This is a genomic window from Acidimicrobiales bacterium, assembly GCA_034521975.1.
Lineage (GTDB): Bacteria > Actinomycetota > Acidimicrobiia > Acidimicrobiales > SKKL01 > SKKL01.
In genome coordinates, this window is the sequence record JAXHLR010000004.1 from 463,411 (window position 1) to 487,318 (window position 23,908).

Below are 23,908 nucleotides of genomic sequence, written 5' to 3' on the forward strand. Positions count from 1 at the left end.
GCCGAGAAACCAATCGGTGGCATCGGACCGCCACACGCCACACTGGGACCCATGGTTGCTCTCATCGGTCTCGACGGCGACGACACCCTGTGGCACAGCGAGTCCTTCTTCGCCATGACCGAGGACGCCCTCGCGGAGCTGCTGGCCCCCTACGCCGACGGCGGCGACCTCCGAGCCCGCATGGTCGAGCGGGAGCGGGCCAACCTACGCCTCTTCGGATACGGGGTGAAGGGGTTCACCCTGTCGATGATCGAGACCGCGATCGAGATCTCCGGTGGCCGCGTGGCAGCGAGCGAGATCCAGGCCATCATCGACCACGGCAAGGCGCTGCTCGACCACCCGATCGAGCTGCTCGACGGTGTCGACCAGGTGGTCGGCGAGCTGGCACCCCACCACCGCATGGTGATCATCACCAAGGGAGACCTGTTCCACCAGGAGAGCAAGGTCGCGGCGTCGGGGCTGTGGGAACGGGTGGCCGGCGTGGAGATCGTGGCCGAGAAGGACGAGGCGACCTACCAGCGCGTGCTGGATCGCTACGGCACACCCGCCGACGAGTTCTTGATGGTGGGCAACTCGGTGCGCAGCGACATCCTGCCGGTGCTCGAGATCGGGGGCAGCGCCGCCCACGTCCCCTACCACGTCACCTGGGAGCTCGAGGTCGTCGACCCGCCCGAGGTCGACCACGAACGCTTCTGGCCCCTCGACACGATCCGGGACCTCCCCACCCTGTTGCACAAGATCGACCCCGCCCCACCGCCCACGTCTCGGTGAGACCGGCGGTAGGGTCGCTTCCATGCGAATCGGAGCCGTCCTTCCCCACAACGAGATCGGGACCGACCCCGGCGCGATCACCGCCTACCTCCAGGGTCTCGAAGAGATGGGCGTCACCCATCTGCTGGCCTATGACCACGTCCTCGGAGCCGACCCCAACCGCCCCGGCGGCTGGGACGGGCCCTACGACAAGGACGTCGCGTTCCACGAGCCGCTCACCTTCTTCGGCTTCGCCGCGGGAGTGACCTCACACATCGAGCTGGTGAGCGCGGTGCTGATCCTGCCCCAGCGTCAAGCGGTGTTGGTCGCCAAGCAGGCGGCCGAGGTGGCCGTGCTCTCGGGTGGCCGGCTGCGGCTCGGGGTCGGCGTGGGTTGGAACCAGATCGAGTACCAGGGTCTCGCCGAGGATTTCACCACCCGCGGCCGCCGGCAGGGCGAACAGGTCGAGCTCATGCACCGGTTGTGGACCGAGGACAGCGTGTCGTTCGACGGCGAGTTCCACACCGTCGACCGGGCGAGCATCAACCCCCGGCCAGCGGCGCCGATCCCCGTCTGGTTCGGTGGGGCCGCACCGGCGCTGCTGGAGCGCTGCGGACGCCTCGGCGATGGGTGGATCCCTCTCGGCAAGCCCAACGAATCGTCCCGAAGTCGGTTGGCCACCATCCACCGGCATCGCGAGGCGGCGGGGCGGGCGTCCGAACCGTTCGCGGTGCAGGCCCAGGCCCAGTACCGCGGCGGCGACCCCGAGCGGTGGCGGAGCCACGCCGAGCAATGGCGCGACCTCGGAGCGACCCACCTGGCCGTCGCCACCCACAACGCCAGCCCTACCGACGTCGACGGTCACCTTCAACGGGTGGCCGAGTACCAGGAAGCCGTTTCGGACCTCTGAACCCGGGGGAACATCGTCCCCGAGCGCCGGGATTCGCTCAGAGCCTGCTGGGATCCGGCAGTTGGTCGACCTCGGTGGTCACGTCGACCTCGGCGGACCTGACGCTGCGTTCCTTCCACTCGCGAAGGTCGATCTCGTCCCACTCCAGCGGCTGGTCGAACGCGGTCCGGTTGAGCTTCCTCCGGTAGATGGCGGCGCTACGGCCCGAACGTCCGCTGGTGCGCACCCCCGCCATGGCCAGGGCACAGTCCACGCAGAGCACCTTGCGCCGCGCCTCGACCCAACAGGTCGCGCACAGGCGGTCGGCACAGCGGGCGCACTGGGTCAGCGCCGACTCGAAGGGGTGGTGCACACATCCACTCACGGCAGGTTCCTCACTGATCGGGACCGACGATCGATCGGTGTCCGGTCTCTGGTCACACGAAGCGTTCCCCGCCGTATCGGCACGATCGCCGGCCAGGTTGAGCAAAATCTAGGCCGAACGGCCCAGGTCGAACGACTCAGGCCCCGGATTCGCCTCGAACAGCCATGCGGGCGTCGCTCACCAGGCGTCTTCGAGCAGGGCGACGATGTCGGCCTCGCCGGACGGTCGGGGATGGATCTGGACACCACGGTGGGAGCCGGCCTGGCGGGCGACCGCCTCGAGGTCGTCCTCGCCGACACCGAGATCGGACAGACCCTGCACCGGACCCAGGCGCTCGAGCAGGGCCGACACGGCACCGCCGGCATCGTCGGGTTCACCGGTGTGGCCGAGCGCCCGGCTGATCGCCGCCGCCGCCTCGGGCACCACGTCGGTGGTGAAGCCGGTCGTCGCCGGCAACAGGGCGGCGTGCACCGGCCCGTGGGGCACCTGTGCCCGGGCCGCGACCAACTGCACGAGCACGTGGTGGAGCCCGTCGCTCGCGTTCTGGCGCGCACGCCCGCACAGGACCGCACCATCGACCAGGGCGGCCCGACGTTCGATGTCGCCCGGTTCGGCCATGGCGTCGGGGGCCGCGACGGCGAGTCGACCCAGCCCGGCCGATGCCAGCGCCTCGGCCTCGGGCGTTCGGTCGGGGGTCCAGAGCGCCTCGACACCGTGGGCCACCGCGGTGGCGATCGACCCGAGGAGCAACTCGGGCGACAGGTCGGCCCCCAGCTCCGGGTCGACCAGCACCGCGGAGGGCACCATCGTCGGCGCCCCCGCCGTGGTGGAGCGCCGCGACTGCGGATCGACCATGGAGAAGGTGGTGCTGAACGCCGCGCCGGCGAGGGTGGTGGGGATGGCAACGTGGGGCAGCACCGGCCGGTCGGCGAACCCGGCGGCGGGCGTTCCCGACTCGTGCTCGTGGAAGAACGCCAGCGCCTTGGCGGTGTCGACGGCGGCTCCCCCGCCGAAGCTCACCAGCCCGTCGAACGACTCACCCCGCAGGGTGGCCACCGCGGCCTGCACGGCGGTGGTGGGCACGTCGGCGACCACCTCGTCGAAGGTGTCGGCCAGGGCCCGGCCGATGGCGGTCCGCACCCGGTCACCTCCGTCGGATCCGGCCCGACCCCTGGTGGTGACCAGCAGGACCCGGCGCATGCCCAGCATCTTGAGGACCTCGCCGATGGTCGTCACCGCGCCCGGCCCGACCACCACCTGCTGGGCGATCGAGGTGTGCACCCACCGGTGGACCATCACAGCACCTCGCTGGTGCCGACGACCCCCGCGGTGACCAGCTCGAAACCGCCCGGGCCGTGGTCGACCGTGGTGACCGACCCGTTGGCCAGCCGTTCGATGAGCACCCGATCGTCACCGGTCGCGGCCCCGATCACCGCGTTGATGACGACGAAGTGGGTGATGAGCACGGTGTCGGTGTCGATGGCCGCGACGGTGTCGAGCATCTGCTGGCGCCAGGCCTGCGGTCCGGGTTCGAGCCGGTCCCACGTGGAACCGAGCGCCCGACGGAGCCACTCGGCCCGGCCATCGAGCTCGTCGGTGGGTGTCGCGACCTCGGCGATCGCGGGCTCGATCACCGGTTCGGTGTCCCACCGCTGCTGCAACGGTGCGGCGGTCTCACGGCAACGACGCAGCGGCGAGACCCGGACGGGCAGCGGTCCGACCGGTGCCAGCACGTCGGCCACCGCCTCGGCCTCGGCGCGGCCCAGTTGGTCGAGCCCCGGGTCGCGGTCGGCACCGAAGCCGGCGCTGGCCGTGCCGTGGCGGACCAGGTACAGGCGCGGCATCAGTCGAGTCCCGGCAGGAGATGGACCCACTGGGGACCGTCGTGGTGGTCGACGCCGTGGCGGATGAACCACTCGGAGCCGAACGCGGCGGCGAAGGAGTCGGCCGCCATGGCGAGGAAGAACGACTCCTCGGAGATCTGGCTGGCGTGGGCGACCATCGACGCGCGCTTGACGTCGAGGCGGTCGGCCACGTCGATGGCGTGGGTGATCTGGGGTTCGGGGGTGCCGAAGTCGGGATCGTCGGGGGCCTCGCCTCCCAGGTCGCTGTCGGGATCGGCCTCCTTCGCCGCGGCACGGAGCCGGGCGATGGCGTCGCGGTTCATGGTGGACTCGAACACCTGCGGCGTGGCGGCGAGCGCGGCAGCTCGCGCACCGACCCGGTGCACCTGGATGTGGTCGGGGTGGCCATAGCCGCCGTGGTCGTCGTAGATGGTGAGCACGTCGGCAGCCTCGTCGTCGAGGATCTCGGCCAGCCGCCTGGCCGCCGAGTCGAGCGGCACCGACCAGAACGAGTACGGCGCCTCGTTCTCGGGGGTGCCCATCATGCCCGAGTCGACATAGCCGAGGAACTCGACGCGGTCCACACCCAGCACCGCGGCGGACGCGTGGCTCTCGGCCACACGACGCACCCCGAGCTGCTCGCCGTCGGCGAGGATGCCCGGCACCACCTCGCCGTGCTCGCCCCTGGTCGCGAACACCAGCACCACCCGGTGGCCCTCGGCCGCGGCGCGAGCGAGGAGGCCGCCGGTGGCGATGGACTCGTCGTCGGGGTGGGCGTGGAACGAGACAAGGGTGCCCATCGACGGCGAACCCTATCGGCGTCGTCAGGCCACCGCGCCCGATTCACGCAGCTCGGCGATCCGGGCCGCGTCGAACCCGGCGGCGGCGAGGACCTCATCGGTGTGCTGTCCGGCATGGGCCGGTGGACCCTGGATCTCGGCCTCGGTCCGGGTGAAGCGTGGCGCCGGGCCGGGCTGGGTGACACCGGCGATCTCGACGAAGGTCTGGCGCTCGACGTTGTGGGGATGCTGGGGTGCCTCGCTGAGCGACAGGACCGGTGCGAAGCACACGTCGGTGCCCTCCATGATCTCGCACCACTCGTCGCGGGTCTTGGTGCGGAACACCTCGGCCAGCCGCTCCTTCAGCGCCGGCCACCGGCCGCGGTCCATCTGGGCGGCGAAGTCGGCCTCGTCGGTCAGCCCGGTGAGGCGCAGCAGCTCGCTGTAGAACTGGGGCTCGATCGAACCGATCGACACGTACTTGGCGTCGGCGGTCTCGTAGACGTCGTAGAAGTGCGCCCCGGTGTCGAGGGTGTTGGTGCCCCGTTCCTCGTGCCAGATGCCCATGGCGGAGAACGCGTGGAACATGGTCATCAGCACCGCCGCCCCGTCGACCATGGCGGCGTCGACCACCTGGCCCTCACCGCTGCGCGACGCCTCGAGGAGGGCGCACACCACACCGAAGGCCAGCATCATGCCGCCACCGCCGAAGTCGCCCACGAGGTTGAGCGGCGGCACCGGTGGCCCGCCGGCCCGACCGATGGCGTCGAGGGCACCCGCCAGGGCGATGTAGTTGATGTCGTGGCCGGCGGTGTGGGCGTAGGGCCCGGACTGGCCCCAGCCGGTCATGCGGCCATAGACCAGCCGCGGGTTGCGGGCCCAGCAGTCGTCGGGGCCGAGTCCCAGGCGCTCGGCGACGCCGGGGCGGAACCCCTCGATCAGGGCATCGGCGCCCTCGACCAACTCGAGCAGGGTCGCCAGGCCGTCGGGCTGCTTGAGGTCGATCCCGATGGAGCGGCGTCCCCGGTTCAAGACATCGGCCGGCGGCGCATCGGGGTCGCCCCCGCGAACCGATCCGGCGCGGTCGACCCGGATGACCTCGGCGCCCATGTCCGACAGCATCATGGCGCAGAACGGTCCCGGCCCGATGCCGGCCACCTCCACGATCTTCACTCCTGACAGTGGTCCCATCGAGTCCCCTCTGTTGATCCGGTGGCGTCATCCTTCCGGTCGCTCCAGAGGTGGGTCAAGCCAACGCCCGACCGGTGCCAGCGACGCCCCGAGCGGTACTGTCGAGCCACCGCCACGAGCCCGGGAGCACCCGCAGTGATTGCACGACCAGCGACACCAGCCTTGCGTCCACTCGCCCGGATGGTCGCTCTGCTCTGCGCTCTCGCGCTGGTCGCCACCGCATGCGGAGACGACGACGGCGCCGCCCCGCCGACCACGACGACCACCACGACGACGACCGAGTCCACGAGCACCACCGTCGATCCCGCTGGCGACCCCGACGACGGTGCCGGTCCCGGTGAGGGTTCTGACCCCGACGACGCCTCTTGGCCGGTGCCCGAGTGGAGCACGATCGATCCCGCCGCCGCGGGGGTCGATGCCGAGACCCTCGACGAGCTGGCGGCGAGGGCCGAATCGGCCGGCTCCGACTGCCTGGTCGTCAGCCGCGACGGCCAGCTGGTCGGCGAGTGGTACTGGAACGGCACCGGACCCGACTCCGAGCGCGAGTCGTTCTCGGTCACCAAGTCCATCACCTCGATCCTGGTGGGCATCGCCCAGGACCAGGGCCACCTCGACATCGACCAGCCCGCATCGGACTACATCGACGAGTGGGTCGGCACCCCCAGCGAGGACGTCACCATTCGCAACCTGTTGTCGAACGACTCGGGCCGGTTCCACAGTCCCGAGAGCGATTACGCGCAGATGGCCTTCGCCGAGCCCGACAAGACCGCGTACGCGATCGGTCTCGGACAGGCCCACGAGCCCGGCACGGTGTGGGTGTACAACAACGCCGCCATCCAGGTGCTCGAGGCGGTCCTCGAACGGGCGACCGGCACCGGAGTCGGCGACTTCGCCGAGGAGTACCTCTTCGACCCGATGGGAATGGACACCACCATCAGCACCGACCAAGCGGGCAACACCCTCACCTTCATGGGCGCGCAGATGAGCTGCCGCGACCTGACCCGGTTCGGGCTGTTGAGCCTCCGCCGCGGCGAGTGGCAGGGCGAGCAGATCGTCCCGGCCGCGTTCGTCGACGAGGCCACCCGGCCCTCCACCGAGCTCAACAACGGGTACGGCCACCTCTGGTGGCTCTATGGCACCCACCCCGACGACGCGGCCGGGGACGAGACCGACTCCTCTGCCTACGCGGCGCTGGGGCTCGGCGGCCAGTACATGGTCGTGGTGCCCGAGCACGACCTCGTGGTGTCCCGCCTGGTCCAACCGGAGGCGGACGGTGGCGGCGCAAGTGTGACCGAGATCCTCCCGATCCTGTTCGACGACCTGGTGGTCGACTGACCGACGCTGCGAGGTCGGTCAGCCGGCAGCGGCCTCGCGGTCCTTGGACACCTCGTCGAGCATCTCGTACTCCTCGCCGGTGTCGACCCAATCCTCGAACTGGGTGACCCCGAGCGTGTCGAAGCGCTGCCGGAGCCAGCCGTCGTTGGCATCGAGCAACCCGAGCTTCTTGCAGTTCGGCACGATCTTGGAGAAGAGCAGCTGCTGGAACGGGTCCTTGTTCTTCTCCTCGTCGGGCTTGTTGAACAGCGCCACCGCCTCGCGGACGTCGACGCCCATGGCGTCCCAGACCTCCTGCTGGAGGAACCGGTTGCGCATGCGGATCGCCGCCTCGTAGGCGAACTCCTGGCGGTCCTTCATCTCGGCGTCGGACAGGCCCTCGTAGTACTCCTTCAGCGACAGCACGCCGAAGGCGACGTGGCGGGCCTCGTCGCTCATCACATAGCGCAGGAGCTGCTTGAGCAGCGGGTCCGAGGTGGTCTGTTGGGCCACACCGAACGCGGCCAGGGCCAGGCCCTCGACCATGATCTGCATGCCCAGGTAGGTCATGTCCCACCGGCTGTCGACGATGATGTCGTCGAGCAGCGCCTTGAGGTGGGTGTTGACCGGGAAGTGGCCGGACAGCTTCTCGTCGAGGTACTTGGCGAAGACCTCGACGTGGCGAGCCTCGTCCATCACCTGGGTGGCGGCGTAGTACTTGGCGTCGATCCACGGGACGGTCTCGACGATCTTCGCGGTGCAGATGAGCGCCCCCTGCTCACCGTGCATGAACTGGGACAGGCTCCAGTTCTGGTTGTAGACCGCCCACTGCATCCACTCCTTCTCCGACCAGGTGTCGAGGGAACTGCCGGAGATGTCGACCCCGATCTCGGCGAGGCCCTCGCGGCTGGGTGGGCCTCCGCTGGCGCGGATCAGCGCCTCCTGGTCGACCTCGGTCGACCAGTCGAGGTCGGTCTCGCCGTTCCACTGCGCGTGCTTGGCCTTCTCGTAGAGCTTGTTCAGCGCGGGACGGGCACCCTTGCTGTAGTCCCAGGTGAAGATGGCGTCAGCGTTGTCGGCCACCGCATGGAGCGCTTCGTCGCGCTCGGTGTTGGTGACGGCCAGGATCGAGTCGAGGTCGTCGGTTGCGGTGGTGCTGGTGCGCTCCGGTGAAGTCACATGTCCCCCTGGATCTGGATTGAACGACCGTGACTATACAGCGTATAGGCCGCTGTGGCACACCACCCCCCACCGCGGCCCGGGCGATAGGGTCGGGCCCGAACCGGGAGGGAAACACGACATGGGGCCGATCTTCGGGGTCCACACGGGCCTGCAGAACACCACATTCGACGAGCTGCGCTCGCTGTGGCGACGCATCGAGGAGGGCCCGTTCGACTGGATCTCGATCTGGGACCACTTCTACTCCGCCGACTTCACCGGGGCCCACTGCTTCGAAGCGGTCGCCGCCCACACCGCCCTCGCCGCCGAGACCAGCCGGGTCCGCTGCGGGTCGCTGGTGTACTGCGCCGGCTACCGCCACCCCGCCGTGCTCGCCAACGCCATCGCCACCATCGACCACGTGTCGGGCGGTCGGGCCGACATCGGGCTCGGGGCCGGCTGGGCCCACAACGAGTACGCGGCCTACGGCATCCCCTTCCCGGGGACGGGCGAGCGTCTCGACATCCTCGAGGAATCGGTCCAGTGCGTCCGCGGCCTGCTGCGCGACGAGACCACCGACTTCGCCGGGGCGCACTTCACCCTCACCGACGCCCGGTGCGAGCCCAAGCCGGTGCAGGCCGAGCTGCCGATCTGGGTCGGGGGCGGCGGCGAGAAGCGCACGCTGAAGATCGCCGGCCGCTACGCCGACGGATGGAACGTGCCCTTCGTGGCCCCCGAGACCTTCGCCCACAAGCGCGAGGTGCTCGGCTCCCACGCGGCCGACACCGGTCGTTCCATCGACGACATCCGCTGCGCGGTCAACGTGGGCCTGTGCCCCACCGAGGCCGACCTGCAGGAGCAGTTCGGCGGTCTGGCCGACGCCGTGCGGCCCGGTGTGCTCATGGGTTCCGAGCAGGAGATGGTCGACCGGCTCGGCCAGTACATCGACGTCGGGGTCCACCAGATCAACCTGGCCATGCGGGCGCCGTGGCAGCTGGACCACCTCGAGCTGATGGCCTCCACCATCGAGTCGCTCCGATCGAGCTGATCGAGCCTCAGGCCGACACCTCCGGGGCGGGCAGCTCGGCGAGGAGGGCCTTGGTGAAGGCGGGCAGGTCGTCGGGCTTGCGGCTGGTGATCAGGTTGCCGTCATAGACGACGTCCTGGTCCATCCAGGCCGCACCCGCGTTCTGCAGGTCGGTGCGGATCGACGGCCACGACGTGACCGTGCGGCGCTTCACCAGGTCGGCCTCGATCAGCAGGCTGCCGGCGTGGCAGATGGCCGCGATGGGCATGCCCTTGTCCGAGCAGTCCTTCACGAACCGGACCACCTTGTCGTCCATGCGGAGGCGATCGGGTGAGTACCCACCGGGGATGACCAGGGCGTCGAAGTCGCTCGCGCTCACCTGGTCGACCGCGCAATCGATCGTGTAGGTCACCTCGCCCTGCTTGCCGGTCACCTCCTTGGCCTCGTCGGTGCCGACCACGGTGACCTCGTGGCCGTGCTCGAGCAGCGTCGTGCGGGGGGTGTCGAACTCGACGTCCTCGAATCCGTCGTCGAGGACGATCGCAACCTTGGCCATGGTGCCTCCTGGAGGATTCGGCTCACCGGGGGTCCTACCCACCAGGCTCTCACGGCAAATCGCGCGGATTCGTCGCGGTGAGCGCGACAGATCCGCGCGATTACGGGGAGGCGAGGGCACTACATGCGGCCGAGGAGCTCGGTCTTCTTGCGGGTGAACTCCTCCTCGGAGATCACCCCACGCTTGCGGAGCGCGTCGAGCTGGTCGATCTGGTCGGGGATCGAGGCTTCGGGATTGGGTGCGGGCGCCTGGGTCCCGGCGTGGCCCGCAGCCGACTGGGCCATTCGGTCATAGCGCCGGTTCTCGAGGTCTTCCTTGGCGACGTAGATCTCGTTCTGGACCTTGGTGGGCTTGCGGATGTCGTGGAACTCCTGACGGCCTTCGGCGCCGGCCGACTCGATGGTGAGGTCGCCGGCGCCGATGACCCGCTCGAACACCGACTGGGCCGTGAACACCGTGTTGATCCGGTCGAGGGGGATCTCGACCCCCGACCGGCTGACGATGCCCTCGCGATGAATCAGGCGGTCGGAGGTGACGACGAAGTGCGTGGCGTTCCATCTGGCGTAGGTGGCGCCGAACCACCCGAGCACCCCGAGGATGAGCACACCGACGAGGATGTTCACCACCTGGTTGTCGATGTTGACCAGGACGATGATCCCGATGAGCAGCGCCGCCGTCAGCGAGCCCCCGGAGGGCACCAGGCGGAACCAGTGCGGCTTGAGATCGAGGATCAACTCCTCGTTCGGATGGAGATAGTCCCGGGGAAACGCCACACAGGCAGTGTAGATCGCCGCCGCCCCACCGATCCGGTGGCCCCCGATCTCGATCTTGGCCATGATGTCCGCCGGACCGGAAGCGAGCACCGAGCAAGAGGTCTCAGATGTCGGACCAGCGCCCGAGGCGATCCAGCTGGCAGGGCGAGGAGTACGAGCCCTCGGCGGCCCACCACCGCCTCGCCGACGACTGGTTCCTGGCCCGGCACGCGCCCGGACCGATCGACGTTGTCATCGACGCGGGCTGCGGTACCGGCGAGTTCACCACGCGCCTCGCCGGGCTGGTGCCCGATGGTGCGGTCATCGGTGTCGAGCCCGACCGGTCGATGCTCGAACAAGCAGTACCGCGGTCGGGGCCGAACGGCTCGTTTCGCGACGGCAGCTTCGATCAGACCTTCGTACGCCTCCACGTGCTCGCCCAGAGGCCGGACTGACTCACGCCGAGTCCCCTCGGCTCCTATGGCTCAGCGGTAGACCTTGCGTTGGAACACCCGGTCGTGGGCGACGACGCGGTCGAGGAACACCTTGCCGTCGAGGTGGTCGAGTTCGTGCTGCATGGCACGGGCCTCGAAGGCGTCGCACTCCACGACCCGTTCGGTACCCGCAGGATCGAACCCTCGTACCACGACGGTGCTGTGACGAGCGACGTCACCGGTGAGGTCCGGCACGCTCATGCACCCTTCGCGCCCTACCTCGCGCCCGTGGGCGGTCACAACCTCGGGGTTGAACAGCACCAGCTCACCGTGACACGACTTGGCCTTCTTGTGGCCGGTGATGTCGAGCGCGAACGCCCGCACACCGACACCGATCTGGGGTGCGGCGATGCCGACGCTGTGCGAGCTCGCTCGCATGGTGTCGAGCAGGTCATCGGCCAGCGCGCGGGTGTCTGCTCCGAAGGTGGTGACCGACACGGCGGGTGTGGTGAGCACGGTGTCGGGGATGACGACGACGGGGCGGATCATCGAAGCGGTCAGAGGATGTCGGCGTCGGCGGCGTGCATCGAGCACTCGACCCCCAGCTCCTGGGCCACGGCTCCGAGCGCCGTCTGCAGGCCGTCGGGGCTGACACCGGCGGGCAACGAGACGTCGAGCAACATCGCATACACCGGACGATCGGCCTCGCCGATGACGCGGGTGGTGAGGTCGCTGATGTTCACGCCGTGCTCGGCCAGCACCCGGGCGAACCGGTGCACGATGCCGCGACGATCGGCGCCGTAGACCGACACGCTCCACGGATCGCCCTCCACCGTGTCGCTGGTTCGATCGCTGGCGTGGACCGACACGTCGAGCCCGAGCTCGGATGCCGGGGCCGCCAACGACTCGTGCACCTCGTCGGCTCCGAGCGACTCGGGTACGGCGACGATGAGGACCATGGCGAAGCGCCCCCCGAGGATCGTCATCGACGTGTCCTCGAGGTTGGCTTCGAGCCCGGCGAGGACGCCGGTGACGGCCGCGACCACGCCGGGGCGGTCGGCGCCGATGGCGGTGATGGCCAGCTCGTGCATGTCTCCTCCTCGGATCAGGCCCAGCCCAGCTCGTGCAGCCGGTCGTCGTCGATGCCGAAGTGGTGGGCGATCTCGTGCACGACGGTGACGAGCACCTCCTCGACGATCTGGTCCTCCGAGGAGGCGACCTCGCACAGCGCCAAGCGATAGATCGTGATGCGGTCGGGTAGCTCGAACCCGCCGTAGGCCTCGCGTTCGGTGAGGGGGACCCCCTCGTAGAGCCCGAGCAGCTCGGGTTCGTCGTCGTTGCGGTCGTCGATCACCACGACCAGGTTGTCCATCAGCTCGGCCAGCGCTTCGGGGAGCTGATCGAGCGCGTCAGCGACGAGATCCTCGAAGCGTTCCTCGGTCAGCGGCGGCATCGGCGCAACCATAGCCAGCAACCCTAGGTGGCTGGCTGGCGGTGAGAGCCCGGAATCAGCGTCGCGAGGACCAGGGCACGTCGGCGGGATCGAAGTGACGCATCGACGCGGTCTGGCTGGCGGTGGCGAGCCAGCGGCCATCGGGACTCCACACGTGGCCGATCCCGTGCCCGTAGTCGCCGACGGCGCCGTGGGCCCGCAGGTCGAGCAGGACCCACTCGCACGGCTCGAACTCGCCGACGCGGATGGTGTTGTCGAGGCTGGTGCCGCCGGCGAACACACCGAACCCGTGGGCCACCGACATCGGCACCATGTCGGCGATGAAGGCGGCGACGGCGGGGGTGATGGGCTCGGTGTCGCGTCGGCGGGCCCACACGCACACCCGGCCCGGCCCGGGATCGGGGTGGTCGACGATCGTGGCGCCGCGCAGTTCGACGAGCTTGGTGAAACCGATGTTCTCGGGCAGCGACGGGGCGACCTCGGCCTGGTCGGCGAAGGCCGAGAAAGGGCTCGTCCAACTCGTGGAGTCGTCGGGCGCGCTGACGGTGGGCATGTGTTCGAACGCGCCGGTGAGGCCGTCGTCGCGGGGGTATCCGGTGGCGCCGAGCGAGGCGAAGATGGTGGTGCCGTCGGGGCCGCTGCCGGTGACCCGCACCTGGTTGGTGCGCCTGCCGGGGGCGAGGACCTCGGCGTGCACGTCGACGGTCTCGTCCTGGGCGATGGTGGAGACGAACTGGGTGGTCATCCACAGCGCCTGGCGGGCCGAGACGAGCTCGGCGGCGGCCACCGACACGGCGATGGCGGTTCCCCCGTAGAGGCGGGCGTCCATGCGCGACAAGTGGGCTTCGACCACGAATCGGTAGCGTCCTTCGCCCTCGGCGGGATGCAGGCCGAGGAGCTCGGCGTCGGAGTGCACGGGCCGCAACCTAGGGACCGGGCGATCGGCTCGCCAACCCGACAGTTGACGTGTGCGGGTGGGTGTCAGTCTCCGATGAGGTCGTCGAGGCGGGCACGCGCGGCGTCGAGTGCCTGCTCGGCCTCGTCACCCGACCCGAAGCGGGCGATCCGCACCCGTCCCCGGTCCTTGAGGATCTCGCTCGCTCGCTTCTGGTCCGCCGACTCGGTGCGGGCGCTCCACAGCTTGGGATGCTGGGCCTCGATGCGGCGTTGCAGCGGGCCGCCGGGCTGGTTGACGACCCTCCGGGCGCGGCCAGCCACGCCACTGCCGCGGCCGTAGTAGACGAGGTTGTCGCCGATCCAGAGGGTGAACACGCCGGGTTCGTCGCCCGAACCGGTCTCGAGGTCGTCGACGGCCTCGGTGGGTCCGGAGGTGAGCGCGGTCACCAGGTCGGAAGCGGGGCCCGAGGTGGGGGTGGCCAGGTCGGATTCGGGTTGCGGGGCGGGCGCCTTGGGCGCCTCGTCCGGCGTCTGGCGCAGCCGGTTCCACATGATCCACATGAACACCGCGAGCACGGCCGCTCCCAGCGCCGCCCACTGGGGTTGAGGCTGCTTGCTCCTCGACACCACGTACTGACCTCCTACCGCTTGCCGGGGTCATCAGGCTGCCACAGCCGGGCCGCTCGCGCAGCGATGTCTCGACGCGCGGGTCAGGGCGAGTCGGTGCCCGCCAGCCGGGCGAGGTTGTCGAGGGCCTGCTCGGTGTTGGTGATCATGCGGGTCACCGCGGCCCTCCCCCACCGGCTCTGGTCTTGCCGACGCCGATCACGGTGTAGCCCGAGGCCGAGTCGTCGAGATCGACCAGGTCGTTGATCGGCACGAGGCGAGCCCCGGGATCGACCTCGAAGGACGGGGTGTGGGCCGAGGGCACGTCGGTCTCGAACCAGGTGGCATCGACGAGGCGGCGGCGCACCCGAACGGTGGTCTCCTCGCCGTCGGCGAGCAAGACGATGCGGTGCCGGTCGGAGTCGCCCGCCTCGAGCGTGCCCCGCCGCCGTGAGAGTGCGGTGCTCGGCGTAGAGGGTCTGTTCGACCTCTGACGGAGGACCGGGACGTGAGCCGTTCAGTGAGGACCGGCCTGGCCGTGGATGGGCGGCGGACCCTCGTAGTCGTGGTTGTCGAACTCGTCGACATCGCGATGGCGTCGGCGAACCCACCAGGCGAGGAAGAGCACGACGAAGATCGAGCCGGCGAGCAGCAGGAGCTCCATGTCACCCACGGTAGACCCCAGGCATCGAGGAACCGGCGTGGCGGGCCGGGTGGCCGAGGATGGGATGCGTTGCATCCACGCGGCACTCGACGCCGCCGAGCAGGAGGTGCTTCGCTAGGCGATCGCCCGGCTGCTGCCGGTGCCATGCCGTGCCGTGCCGTGCGAGTGCCGATCCCGACCCCGATCCCCCGCCTTCGATCCCCGATCTCTCGATCCCTGGAGCTGTGCAATGTCTGGTCCCGAGTCGATGCCCCCCGCCCCCGAGGTGTCCTTCGCCAGCGACAACACCGCCGGGGTCGCGCCCGCGGTGATGGAGGCGCTGGCGGCCGCGAACACCGCCTCCGCGCTCGCCTACGACGCCGACGCCTGGTCCCAGGCGCTCACGGCCCGCTTCGCCGATCTGCTCGGCCGGCCGATCGAGGTGTTGACCTGTTGGGGCGGCACGGGCGCCAACGTGGTGGGGTTGGCGTCGGTGCTGGAGTCGTGGCAGGCGGTGATCTGCGCGGAGTCGGCGCACCTGGTGACCGACGAGTGCGGGGCGCCGGCGCGCTTCACCGGGGCGCTGCTGGTCACCGAGCCCTGCGAGGACGGCAAGCTGACCCCGGCCGCGGTCGATCGGCGCATCGAGTGGTTGGGCAACCAGCACCACCCCCAGCCCGGAGTGGTGTCGATCAGCCAGGTGACCGAGCTGGGTGCGGTGTACTCGCCGGGCGAGATCGCGGCGATCGCCGAGCGGGCCCACGCCGCGGGCATGTACCTGCACGTGGACGGGGCACGGATCGCCAACGCGCTGGCGGCCACGGGGACCGACCTGGCGGCGATGGTGGCCGACACCGGGGTCGACGTGATGACGTGGGGGGCGACCAAGAACGGGGCGATGTACGGCGAAGCGGTGCTGTACCTGCGGCCCGAGCTGGCCACCAACGCCCGGTTCGTGCGCAAGCAGGCGGGCCAGCTCCCGTCCAAGACCCGGTTCGTCGCCGCGCAGATGCTGGCGTTGCTCGACGACGACCTGTGGTTGAGCCATGCGGCGCACGCCAACGCCATGGCGACGCTGCTCGCCGAGCGGGTGCGGGGGATCGACGGGGTCGAGGTGATCGACGAGCCGCAGGCCAACGCGGTGTTCGTGCGGCTCCCTCACGAGTGCATCGCGCCGTTGCAGGAGTGGTCGTTCTTCTGGGGGTGGGACGAGGCGGCGGGCATGGTGCGCTGGATGACCCACTTCGCCACCACCCCCGACGACGTCGACCGCTTCGCCGCCGGCGTCGAGGCGGTGCTCGCGGCGCGGTAGCTCCGGGCGCCGGGTCACCTCACTGCTGGATCCTCGACCTGGGACGGGTCCTGGTGATCGTGCGCCGAGCGGGGCTCGGCGACGCCTTCGATGCGGACGAGCATGGCTGCGGATGAGTTCGCCGCCGCCTCCGCCGGTCGGAGGCGCATCCGAGCCTCCATCTGGACTGTCGTCGGAGCCGGCCATGGGCTCGGAGTCGTCCATGTCGTCGGTGTCGGAGACCTGGTCGATCGGGGCGGTCGCGTCGCCGTCGTCGCCGTCGTCGTCTCCGCATGCCGCGCCGGCCAGCAACACGAGTGCGGCCAGCGCCACGAGCATGCTCCGCATTCTCTTGGTCACTCCTCGACCCCTCTCTGCCTGGGTCCGCAGCCAGCTCCAGATATCAGGGTCAACCTACGACTGGGCCTATGGAGGGCCGCTACTCATCGACCCCTCCGCTGCTACTCATTCGGCTCGATGACGACCCATCGTTCACGCGAGGCTGTGCACATCTTGATGCGCGAACGGGCGCATCGCAATGTAGACTCGTGGCCATGCGTACGACAGTCGATCTCGACGGCGACACCGCACAGGCCATCGATCAACTGCGACGCGAGCACGGCATGGGGCTCTCCGAGGCGGTGAACACCCTCATCCGCCGAGGTCTGCTCCCCCGGCCCGACGCGGACTCGTTCCGTCAACAGACCAGATCGCTCGGCATCAAGATCGATGTGTCGAACACCGCCGAAGCGCTCGAGACCCTCGAAGGCGTGGATCACCGGTAGTGCTCGTCGACGCCAACATCCTCCTCTACGCGGTCGACGAGGACAGTCCCCACCACCTGCCGGCCCGCACCTGGATCGAGTCGGCACTCGACGGCGACCGCCGGGTGGGGATCCCGTGGGTGTCGTTGTCGGCGTTTCTCCGGATCGTCACCAACCCGAGGGCCACTCGCGATCCTCTCTCCCCTGTTGAGGCGTGGGAGCTCGTCGACGCGTGGCTCGATGCCCCGATCGTGTGGATCCCGCAGCCGGGTCAGGGCCACCGCGCCATCCTCGGCGACCTGGTTCGTCGTCACGATCTTCGTGCGAATCTCATCGCCGACGCGGTGCTTGCCGCCCTCTGTGTCGAACACGGGCTCACGATCGTGTCCGCCGATTCGGACTTTGCTCGGTTCCCCGAGATCGACTGGCTCAATCCCCTCGCCTGATCGGGCCCTTCGGCTGCGTCACCCATCGAGGAACCCAAGGCATCGGCCACAGTGCACACGCTCGATGACGTCTTGCTCATGTCATCGTTCGTTGACATGAGCAAGATGGATACGGCCGAGCAAGAACGTCAGCGCCCACTCGCCTCCTGAGATCCCATCCGGTAGCGACGGGCGCCGCCTGATCAAGCCCTTCGGCTCCCGCCTCCGGTGCCCGACGTGGCTGTCGACTGGGCAGACACCAACGCTCGGCGGAAGGCAGCGAAGCGTCGATAGCGTCGGTCGAAGTCGGCGACGACCTCGTCGAGCGACTCGCCTCCGCTTGCCTGCCGGCACACACCGAGTCCCACCACCATCTCCGCAACTGTCAGGTATTGGTCGCGCTGCTTGGCCCCGAGCACTCGCTCGACGGCCCGCTCGGTCACCTCGCCGGCCCGTGCCAACCGGTCGGAGAAGTCCTTCGCCGGCTGTGGGGCATCGAGGAGCCGTTCGGCCAACGATGTTGGGTTGATCTCGACAACTGCACTCGGCTGGCGACGCGCCTCGAGCTCCCCCAGGTGGGCTCGCCGATCGACTGCGGTTCGCCGTAGCTGGGCATCGGCAACCGGAGCAGTCCCAGGCGCCACCGCGGTGGCGCACAACCAGGCGGCAGCAAAAGCATCCACCTCCACACGACCCCACGGGGCGCGATCAGCGGCGGTGGCCGCGACGACGCCTGCCGGGTCGTCGGCAACCGCCGCGACCTGGGCGGCAAGGAGGGGTTCGGTCCGGGGGTTCGCTGTGGCGATCTCGAGAGCCTGTTGTCGGGGGTGGAGCTCGAGCAGCACCTCGAAGCGCCGGGTGGTGGGGTGGGCGCGCCAGGCCCGAGCGGCGCACGCAGCGGCATCGGAGGAGTGCCCGAGCTGGTGGTGAACCGCCGCGGCGAGGTCGGCCAGCGCTGCCAGGTCGTAGGAGTCACGGCCCTGCTCCAGCGCCTCATCCAACACCTCGGCCGCAGCGACAGGGTCGGCCTCCTCGAGATGGCGCAGAGCGAGCCACCGGCGGATGTCGAGTTGGGTGCCCCCGTCGAACCGTGGCGCCTGGTCGGCGACCTCGGCCAGCCCGCCGAGGTGTTCGTTGATGCCGAGCAGCAGGTCGAGCCACCGCCTCCGCCGCCAGCCCGGGGTCGCCACGATCTGTGTGCCGAGCCGTTCGGCCATCGCGGCCAACAACTCGTCGTCGAGCGAGGTGGCGCTGGGTCGTGGTGCGGTGAGGTTTCCGAGCGACGGGAGCGGCGTCAAGATGGCCATGTCATCCAGGACCGACACGATCTCTTCGGCTCGGGCGACGGGATGGCGCCGGTCGTCGCTGCCGATGGCCTGGATGTATCGGTCCCTGGCCTCTCGAAGCAGGTCGTCGTCGACGAGCAGTTGCGGCCGCTCGTCATCATCGACGGTCGCGACGATCAGGGGCAGGAGGTGGCGGTACCCCTTGACGGCGGTCTCGGTCTCGCCCGCGAGGAACCGCTCGCCGAGTGCAACGAGTAGATCCTCAACGTCGGCGGTCAGCTCGGGGTGGGCGAGTTCGGGGTCCTCGTACCAGCGACGGCGGTTCCACCGGGGCTCGGCCCCCAGGATGCGCTCGGCCGTCGAGTGCACCGAGGCGACGAGCGCGTCGTGCGACCCCGCCTCCGGCGGATGGAAGGAATCGAGGAATGGCCGTCGTTGGGAGGGGCGCAGCGAGCGGGCGTAGGCGACCACGGCGTCACGCACTCCGTCGGGGCCGAGCGTAGCGAGGCGGTCCTCGAGCTCGGCGAGGAAGTCGTCCACCGGTAGGTTCTCTCGCGGCACCACCACACCGTAGGGCCACATGAGGAGCACCTGTGCTGGATCCCGAGCTGAGCGACGACGACGTGCAGGCAGTGATCGATGCCGTGGCAGCCGAGGACCGTGTGGCCGGCCACCATGCCCAGTTCGTGTGGGACGGGTTGACCGCCGGAGAGGGTCCCGAGATGGTGACCCAGGCCGGGTTGCAGAACTGGTTGTGGTGGCTGTTGCCCAAGCGGACCATGGGCGAGACCGATCTGTGGAGCGAGGTCGCGGCGGCCGGTGCCGACCTGTTCGAACGGCTGGGTGCGGCCCGATATGCCGAGATCTGTCGCAGCGAGACGACCGCAGGTGTGCACCAAGCGTGGGCGCGGTCGGCCAATGCCGGGGTCACCGAGTGCCGCAAGGCCCAGGACGGCTCGGGAGTCGAGCCGCCGTCACTCGACGACTTCGAGTGGAGCGAGGTGTTCGGCTCCTGGGAGAACGACGCTCGCGACGCGGTCGAACAGGCCCTCGAGGCGGCCATCCACCAAGGCACGCTGGCGCCGGGTGCGCGCGGGTGGAGGGCGAGAGCAGCCGAGGTGTGCCGGGCGACGATCGACGCCGAGCTGCCTGGTGTGGGGCAATCGTTGCGCACGATGGTGCACAGCGAACGGGCTGGACGGTGGGCGGCGCCGTTCTGGGTGCCGGCCGACCAGCACGCCGATCGCGAAGCGATGGTGCCCCGGGTGCTGGTGGCGCCTGCAGCGCCCGACGACGACGCGTTGGTCGAGGCCTGGACTCCGTTGCGGTGGTTGGTCGAACGCTGTGGCGAGGGGCTGACCCTCACCGCGTCGAACTACATTCCTCCGGCGGTGGTTCGCGAGGCTGTCGAACGCTTCGGGTGGTGGCGCTGGGAGAAGGGGCCTCGCAGCGAGGCCGACGTCTTCGAGTTGGGCGACCTGCGGGACGCGGCGGTGCGCATGCGACTGCTCCGACGGCGGGGACGTTCGTTGACCGCCACCAAGCACGGGATGCAGGGTCTGGCGTCGCCGAGCGCGTGGTGGCCGACCGTGGTCACTGAGGTGGGCGGCGAGCACGAGCATCCGCAATCGGCGGCCGAGGAGCTGGCGATGTTGATGGTCGGCCAAGGACGGCTCGACGGCTCGGATCTGGTGGCCCGAGCGGCGGGGCGGCTCGCGGCGCAGAACTGGCAGGTGGCGCCTGAAGAGGCACACCGTGTGCACCGCTCGGTGGTGGTCAGGACCCTTGTTCGCTGGGAGGTGCTCGGGCTGGCCGGGTCGATCGAGTCTCGGTGGGAACCCGGACCCAAGGGGCCTCGTCAGGTGCAGCCGGCCGAGTGGTGGCTCACCCCTGTGGGTGACACCGCGGTCACCGCCTGGATGCACCGCCGGGTGTGTGGTCCCCGCGACCACCCCGCCTGAGCGGGTGGGATCCATCGGACCGGTCGGTGGGTGGCAGGAGGTGAAGCGGCACCACCGACCGAGGAGCACGAGGTGATGGTCAGGGTTCGACGCGCTCGATGCCTCCGATGCGGTCGAGGTCGCGGTCGAAGCTGGCGACTCGGCCCACGCCAGTGGTCTCGGCGTTGGCGACGAGGTAGGCGTCGGCGAAGTCCATGCGGTCGACCTCGTAGAGCTCGACGGTCCGGAGGACCAGCGCCGGGTCGACGCAGATGACCGACTCGAACGCCACCAGGGACCGGATGGCCTCGGCGATGACCGGTCTCGGCACCTCGTAGAACGACTCGAGCACGTACACGGTCTCCGCGATGATCAGGTCCGGCACCAGCAGGAGTTCCCCTGCGCCGAGGTAGGCCGTCGCTCTACTGGCGAGGCGCGGCGGGTCGCCGGTGAGGTGGCGGACCAGCACGTTCGTGTCGACGAACGCGGTCATCGGCGCCGGTGCGAGCGAGCCGTGCGGGTGGAGCCGACAACGTCGTCCCAGGCAACGTTTCGCTTCGCCGCGGGTACGGGGATGGACCCGGCGAGGTCGAGGAAGTGTGGCGTGCGGGCAAGCACCGCTCGGTCGCCCTCGACCCGGAAGACGAGGTGGTCGCCGGCGGCGATGCCGAGCGCGTCTCGCACGGCCTTCGGGACGGTGACCTGGCCCTTCGAGGTGACCTTGGCGGTGATGTCCATCGTCGATTCCTTACTTCTATACCAAGGTAAGGATACCGGGCGGATCGCGCTCACGGCGCTTCGGCTCGTGTCCGGCGGACGACGATGTCGAGACGCCACCGGGCTTCGATCGGGTCGAGGGCCTGCCAGCGGATGCCGGTGCGGTAGCGGCGGTCGGGCCAGGTGATCCACGCGGTGCCGGCGTCGTCGACGAACAGGGTCTTGTAGCCGCCAGGGATGTCTCGCCGACCGAAGGCCCACAACCGGTGATCGGGTCCGTCCTTGTCCACCTGGCCGATGAAGGCCAGATCGCAGTCGTCGGCTGTCGGGGCGCACTGGTGGTTGCCGGGGAGGGAACCGAGGAACGCGGCCAGGGCTCGGTCGGCCTCGGCGCGCTCGGGCGTTGGCAGGACGGGCACGAGCCGTCCCGCCATCGAGTTGACCAGCACCGTGGCGAGCGGACGAGGGGCGGACGCGGGGACGAAGCACTGGCACCAGGGCGCGCCGGGCCACCCGCCCGGTGGGCCGAAGTGGCAGTCGATCGGTTCGAGCAGCGCGTCGAGCCGATCGGAACGGTCGGTGAGCAGCCGGAGGCGGTGGAGGGCGCGCACCACCGTGGTCGCCACCGCCGGCGTGGTGTCGGGCAGCGTGGTGCCACCGACGGCGGCGTCGACCTCGAGGCGGCGCAGGGCCGCCAGCACGTCGGGCCGGGTGAGCTCGATCGACTCGGTGCTCGACGGATCGGTGTCGCCGAGGAGCACCGCGAGGAGGTGACCGGCAACATCGGCGTCGAAGGCGGCGTGGTTGGCATCGGCCCACTGCTCGATCCGACCCACCCACTCGTCGTGGCGTGCCCGGTGGTCGACAGCCAGCGATCCGAAGTCGAGCTGGGCTGGTTCGGGTCGGTTCAGCGCGTTGATGAGCTCGAACGCCCAGTCGGGCACGTCTTCGTCGTCGAGGCGGTCCTCGTCGAATCGACAACCGCAACAGATGGCCTGGTGCCAACACAGCGGGCATCGTTCGACGTCGCATCCGGGGTGGTGGAGCGACCCGGGCAGCACCCCGCAGTCGCCGCACCGTTTGGTGGCTCGGGGCCACCCGGGTTCGTTGCCGTAGGGGCAGCGGTCGACGGGTCGACCGTCGAGGTGGAAGACCGCAGTGCACCCGCCGGCCGCGAGCATCTCGTCGTAGCAGAAGTTGCAGATCGCCATGGAGCAAGTGTGGCGAGGGGGTGTGACACTGGCCGTGGCGCATCAGATGGGCACGATCCTCACCGGCGTGGGAGCGCAGACCGCTGCCATGTCGTGGGGGTCGCTGCTGATCACCACGATCTCCTCGACGCTGGTGCCCCTGACCGTTGCACCGAGGTGGGCGTCGGCGACGCTGGACACCACCCCGGTCGACACGAGGCTCGCCGCGGTGTTCGCGGCGTGGCCATCGAGCTGGTGATCGCGGATGCCGAAGCGGTTGAGCAGGGTGGCTGCGGGGTCGGTGCGGTCCCATCCGGCTTCGACCCGCACAGAGGTCGGTACGACCGCTTCGACGACTCGGCCACGACGACGCCGAGAGGCAACGCCTTCGAGATGGGCGAGCACGTTCCGGTGCTTCGGATGGGTCGTGGCCGCCAGTGCTTGTACCGCCTCGTTGTCGAGCACGATCGTTCTCACGCCGACAGCGCCAGTTGTGCCTCTGCCCACAGCAGGACGTCGTCGGCGTCAGCGCCGGGGCGGCGAGCGAGGACCGCCTCGGCTGCCGACGCGATCAGGTCGGGCCGGTCCGCCAGCGGTGAACCGTCCTGGGTGGCCAGCGCCTGGGCCACCTCGGCGAGGCTGGGGCGCGCATCGGGGTTCTCGTCGTAGTGGAGGCGAAGGGCGCTCTCCATGACGAGGGTCTCCAGTGCGCGGCGGAGCGCGGTGGCGGTCATGGTGGTCACCGACGGCGCCGCCCCGAGCTGCTCGACGGCGAGCGCAGCGGCGTCACGAAGATTCGACGGCAACCGCATCGACGTGTTGACCGTCGCAGTATCGCCCGCGTCGAGAAGCTGGTTGATCTGCTCCAGCACCACGGGGTCACTCACAGGGGCTAGTGTACCACGCTGCTGTGGTACAGCGACTCGGTTCCAGCCGGACCGATCACCATCTCGTCGCCTCCAGCCGGTTCGGCCAGATCGTCGTGCCGGAGGTGAGCTCGTGGAGCGACCACCAGTGGAGCTCGTCGTCGAAGACCACCGAGTCGAGAAGGAGATAGCCGTGGTCGGCCAGGTCTCGGCGAAGGCGAAGGAACGCCTCGGCATCGTGATCGCCCACGACAGGTTCGTCGTAGAGACAGGTGAGCCTCGACTCGATGATGAGCCAGCGGTTGGTCACGGCCGGGGTGGCACACGGGTGCTGCGCCGCCTCGACCAGTGGCGATGGGTCATCAGCCCACGAGCGGACCGAGTCCCGCGTGAACCCCTTGTACCAGGACTGGGGCGACCCTCGGTGGTCGAGGCTGAACACGTCGGGCCAGGTCGCCCATCCGATCGTCGGATCGGCCCGGGCGAGGTCGACCACGTCCTCGGCGCGGGTCAAGCGGAGTTGGTCCCAGGGCGGCCAGCCTTCGTTGCCGGCACGACAGAGATCGCGTTCGTAGGTGTGCATCATGCACCCCCTTCAAGTCGTCGAACTGAAGGGGGTGAGGCGTTGACCGAGCCGATGCCGCTCACCCCGACCGGCACCTCGAGCAGATCGTACCGAGAGGCACCGACAGCGGGCGGCGACCTCGGCTCGTGCCAGCTCGCTGAGGTGTACGAGAACCTGCCGGCGAGC

General features: G+C 69.7%; 31 protein-coding genes. 9 read left to right on the top strand and 22 right to left on the bottom strand.

What is annotated here, in order from left to right; genetic code table 11:
• Positions 1-51: 51 nt before the first annotated feature.
• Positions 52-771 carry a hypothetical protein gene (locus tag U5K29_06540; GenBank protein ID MDZ7678190.1) on the top strand — a complete coding sequence of 240 codons (720 nt, stop codon included), beginning with the start codon at positions 52-54 and terminating at the stop codon, positions 769-771.
• A 22-nt stretch (positions 772-793) separates the two neighbouring features.
• A complete protein-coding gene (locus tag U5K29_06545; GenBank protein ID MDZ7678191.1) occupies positions 794-1,660 on the top strand; it encodes an LLM class F420-dependent oxidoreductase in 867 nt (288 codons plus the stop codon).
• A 37-nt stretch (positions 1,661-1,697) separates the two neighbouring features.
• On the opposite strand, the gene U5K29_06550 is transcribed toward U5K29_06545, so the two are convergent.
• The 5 genes from U5K29_06550 to U5K29_06570 all read right to left on the bottom strand — a co-directional run bounded on the left by U5K29_06550 (position 1,698) and on the right by U5K29_06570 (position 5,838).
• Positions 1,698-2,024, bottom strand: coding sequence for a hypothetical protein (locus U5K29_06550; GenBank protein ID MDZ7678192.1), 327 nt, complete (start codon positions 2,022-2,024; stop codon positions 1,698-1,700).
• Between the two features lie 177 nt (positions 2,025-2,201).
• Positions 2,202-3,320 (bottom strand): iron-containing alcohol dehydrogenase, encoded by a 1,119-nt coding sequence (locus tag U5K29_06555; protein MDZ7678193.1) that lies wholly within the window; start codon positions 3,318-3,320, stop codon positions 2,202-2,204.
• A complete protein-coding gene (locus U5K29_06560) occupies positions 3,320-3,868 on the bottom strand; it encodes a histidine phosphatase family protein (GenBank protein MDZ7678194.1) in 549 nt (182 codons plus the stop codon). Before U5K29_06560 ends, U5K29_06555 begins: the two co-directional genes overlap by 1 nt.
• A complete protein-coding gene (locus U5K29_06565; GenBank protein MDZ7678195.1) occupies positions 3,868-4,668 on the bottom strand; it encodes a PIG-L family deacetylase in 801 nt (266 codons plus the stop codon). Before U5K29_06565 ends, U5K29_06560 begins: the two co-directional genes overlap by 1 nt.
• Positions 4,669-4,692: 24 nt before the next feature.
• Positions 4,693-5,838 (bottom strand): CaiB/BaiF CoA-transferase family protein, encoded by a 1,146-nt coding sequence (locus U5K29_06570; GenBank protein ID MDZ7678196.1) that lies wholly within the window; start codon positions 5,836-5,838, stop codon positions 4,693-4,695.
• Between the two features lie 180 nt (positions 5,839-6,018).
• On the opposite strand from U5K29_06570, the gene U5K29_06575 reads away from it, so the two are divergent.
• Entirely contained in the window at positions 6,019-7,173 is a 1,155-nt protein-coding gene (locus U5K29_06575) for a serine hydrolase (protein ID MDZ7678197.1), read from the top strand.
• Positions 7,174-7,191: 18 nt separating this feature from the next.
• Here U5K29_06575 and U5K29_06580 read toward each other — a convergent pair whose 3' ends face one another.
• Positions 7,192-8,331, bottom strand: coding sequence for a ferritin-like domain-containing protein (locus U5K29_06580; protein MDZ7678198.1), 1,140 nt, complete (start codon positions 8,329-8,331; stop codon positions 7,192-7,194).
• A 121-nt stretch (positions 8,332-8,452) separates the two neighbouring features.
• Here U5K29_06580 and U5K29_06585 point away from each other — a divergent pair, with 121 nt between their 5' ends.
• Positions 8,453-9,358 (top strand): TIGR03560 family F420-dependent LLM class oxidoreductase, encoded by a 906-nt coding sequence (locus tag U5K29_06585; GenBank protein MDZ7678199.1) that lies wholly within the window; start codon positions 8,453-8,455, stop codon positions 9,356-9,358.
• A gap of 7 nt (positions 9,359-9,365) precedes the next feature.
• Here U5K29_06585 and U5K29_06590 read toward each other — a convergent pair whose 3' ends face one another.
• Both U5K29_06590 and U5K29_06595 read right to left on the bottom strand, forming a co-directional pair.
• The gene (locus U5K29_06590) at positions 9,366-9,893 is read right to left on the bottom strand and encodes a type 1 glutamine amidotransferase domain-containing protein (protein MDZ7678200.1); all 528 of its coding nucleotides are present in this window, start codon (positions 9,891-9,893) and stop codon (positions 9,366-9,368) included.
• Between the two features lie 119 nt (positions 9,894-10,012).
• Entirely contained in the window at positions 10,013-10,729 is a 717-nt protein-coding gene (locus U5K29_06595) for a PH domain-containing protein (GenBank protein MDZ7678201.1), read from the bottom strand.
• A 44-nt stretch (positions 10,730-10,773) separates the two neighbouring features.
• Between U5K29_06595 and U5K29_06600 the strand changes: the two genes are divergently transcribed.
• Positions 10,774-11,100, top strand: a complete 327-nt coding sequence (locus tag U5K29_06600) for a class I SAM-dependent methyltransferase (GenBank protein ID MDZ7678202.1) — start codon at positions 10,774-10,776, stop codon at positions 11,098-11,100.
• A gap of 30 nt (positions 11,101-11,130) precedes the next feature.
• Here the strand turns inward: U5K29_06600 and def are convergent, their stop codons facing one another.
• The 7 genes from def to U5K29_06635 form a co-directional block, all read right to left on the bottom strand.
• Positions 11,131-11,628, bottom strand: coding sequence for a peptide deformylase (gene def / locus U5K29_06605; protein MDZ7678203.1), 498 nt, complete (start codon positions 11,626-11,628; stop codon positions 11,131-11,133).
• A gap of 8 nt (positions 11,629-11,636) precedes the next feature.
• Positions 11,637-12,170 carry an ACT domain-containing protein gene (locus U5K29_06610; protein MDZ7678204.1) on the bottom strand — a complete coding sequence of 178 codons (534 nt, stop codon included), beginning with the start codon at positions 12,168-12,170 and terminating at the stop codon, positions 11,637-11,639.
• A gap of 14 nt (positions 12,171-12,184) precedes the next feature.
• On the bottom strand, positions 12,185-12,532 hold the full coding sequence (locus U5K29_06615) for a metallopeptidase family protein (protein ID MDZ7678205.1): 348 nt from the start codon (positions 12,530-12,532) through the stop codon (positions 12,185-12,187).
• Positions 12,533-12,587: 55 nt separating this feature from the next.
• Complete coding sequence (locus U5K29_06620; GenBank protein MDZ7678206.1) at positions 12,588-13,448, bottom strand: thioesterase family protein; 861 nt, start codon at positions 13,446-13,448, stop codon at positions 12,588-12,590.
• A 65-nt stretch (positions 13,449-13,513) separates the two neighbouring features.
• Positions 13,514-14,056 (bottom strand): hypothetical protein, encoded by a 543-nt coding sequence (locus U5K29_06625; protein ID MDZ7678207.1) that lies wholly within the window; start codon positions 14,054-14,056, stop codon positions 13,514-13,516.
• A gap of 154 nt (positions 14,057-14,210) precedes the next feature.
• On the bottom strand, positions 14,211-14,435 hold the full coding sequence (locus U5K29_06630; GenBank protein ID MDZ7678208.1) for a hypothetical protein: 225 nt from the start codon (positions 14,433-14,435) through the stop codon (positions 14,211-14,213).
• A 117-nt stretch (positions 14,436-14,552) separates the two neighbouring features.
• Entirely contained in the window at positions 14,553-14,699 is a 147-nt protein-coding gene (locus tag U5K29_06635; protein ID MDZ7678209.1) for a hypothetical protein, read from the bottom strand.
• 229 nt (positions 14,700-14,928) lie between these two features.
• Here U5K29_06635 and U5K29_06640 point away from each other — a divergent pair, with 229 nt between their 5' ends.
• From U5K29_06640 to U5K29_06650, 3 genes are all read left to right on the top strand, one after another.
• Positions 14,929-15,990 carry an aminotransferase class V-fold PLP-dependent enzyme gene (locus tag U5K29_06640; protein MDZ7678210.1) on the top strand — a complete coding sequence of 354 codons (1,062 nt, stop codon included), beginning with the start codon at positions 14,929-14,931 and terminating at the stop codon, positions 15,988-15,990.
• A 533-nt stretch (positions 15,991-16,523) separates the two neighbouring features.
• Positions 16,524-16,754: a hypothetical protein gene (locus U5K29_06645; protein MDZ7678211.1), complete on the top strand. Its 231-nt coding sequence runs from the start codon at positions 16,524-16,526 to the stop codon at positions 16,752-16,754.
• Positions 16,754-17,179: a TA system VapC family ribonuclease toxin gene (locus tag U5K29_06650; protein MDZ7678212.1), complete on the top strand. Its 426-nt coding sequence runs from the start codon at positions 16,754-16,756 to the stop codon at positions 17,177-17,179. Before U5K29_06645 ends, U5K29_06650 begins: the two co-directional genes overlap by 1 nt.
• 182 nt (positions 17,180-17,361) lie before the next feature.
• Here U5K29_06650 and U5K29_06655 read toward each other — a convergent pair whose 3' ends face one another.
• A complete protein-coding gene (locus U5K29_06655; GenBank protein MDZ7678213.1) occupies positions 17,362-19,005 on the bottom strand; it encodes a hypothetical protein in 1,644 nt (547 codons plus the stop codon).
• A gap of 32 nt (positions 19,006-19,037) precedes the next feature.
• On the opposite strand from U5K29_06655, the gene U5K29_06660 reads away from it, so the two are divergent.
• Positions 19,038-20,405 carry a hypothetical protein gene (locus U5K29_06660; GenBank protein ID MDZ7678214.1) on the top strand — a complete coding sequence of 456 codons (1,368 nt, stop codon included), beginning with the start codon at positions 19,038-19,040 and terminating at the stop codon, positions 20,403-20,405.
• A gap of 79 nt (positions 20,406-20,484) precedes the next feature.
• On the opposite strand, the gene U5K29_06665 is transcribed toward U5K29_06660, so the two are convergent.
• From U5K29_06665 to U5K29_06690, 6 genes are read right to left on the bottom strand one after another with little or no spacing between them, the layout of a single operon-like run.
• Positions 20,485-20,877: a type II toxin-antitoxin system VapC family toxin gene (locus U5K29_06665; GenBank protein MDZ7678215.1), complete on the bottom strand. Its 393-nt coding sequence runs from the start codon at positions 20,875-20,877 to the stop codon at positions 20,485-20,487.
• Positions 20,874-21,122, bottom strand: coding sequence for an AbrB/MazE/SpoVT family DNA-binding domain-containing protein (locus U5K29_06670; protein ID MDZ7678216.1), 249 nt, complete (start codon positions 21,120-21,122; stop codon positions 20,874-20,876). Before U5K29_06670 ends, U5K29_06665 begins: the two co-directional genes overlap by 4 nt.
• Before the next feature lie 50 nt (positions 21,123-21,172).
• Positions 21,173-22,312 carry a hypothetical protein gene (locus U5K29_06675; GenBank protein ID MDZ7678217.1) on the bottom strand — a complete coding sequence of 380 codons (1,140 nt, stop codon included), beginning with the start codon at positions 22,310-22,312 and terminating at the stop codon, positions 21,173-21,175.
• A gap of 42 nt (positions 22,313-22,354) precedes the next feature.
• Positions 22,355-22,768, bottom strand: a complete 414-nt coding sequence (locus U5K29_06680; protein ID MDZ7678218.1) for a hypothetical protein — start codon at positions 22,766-22,768, stop codon at positions 22,355-22,357.
• Positions 22,765-23,178, bottom strand: a complete 414-nt coding sequence (locus U5K29_06685; protein MDZ7678219.1) for a hypothetical protein — start codon at positions 23,176-23,178, stop codon at positions 22,765-22,767. The genes U5K29_06680 and U5K29_06685 overlap by 4 nt, the downstream gene beginning before the upstream one ends.
• A 55-nt stretch (positions 23,179-23,233) precedes the next feature.
• The gene (locus U5K29_06690) at positions 23,234-23,743 is read right to left on the bottom strand and encodes a hypothetical protein (GenBank protein MDZ7678220.1); all 510 of its coding nucleotides are present in this window, start codon (positions 23,741-23,743) and stop codon (positions 23,234-23,236) included.
• Between the last annotated feature and the right edge of the window lie 165 nt (positions 23,744-23,908).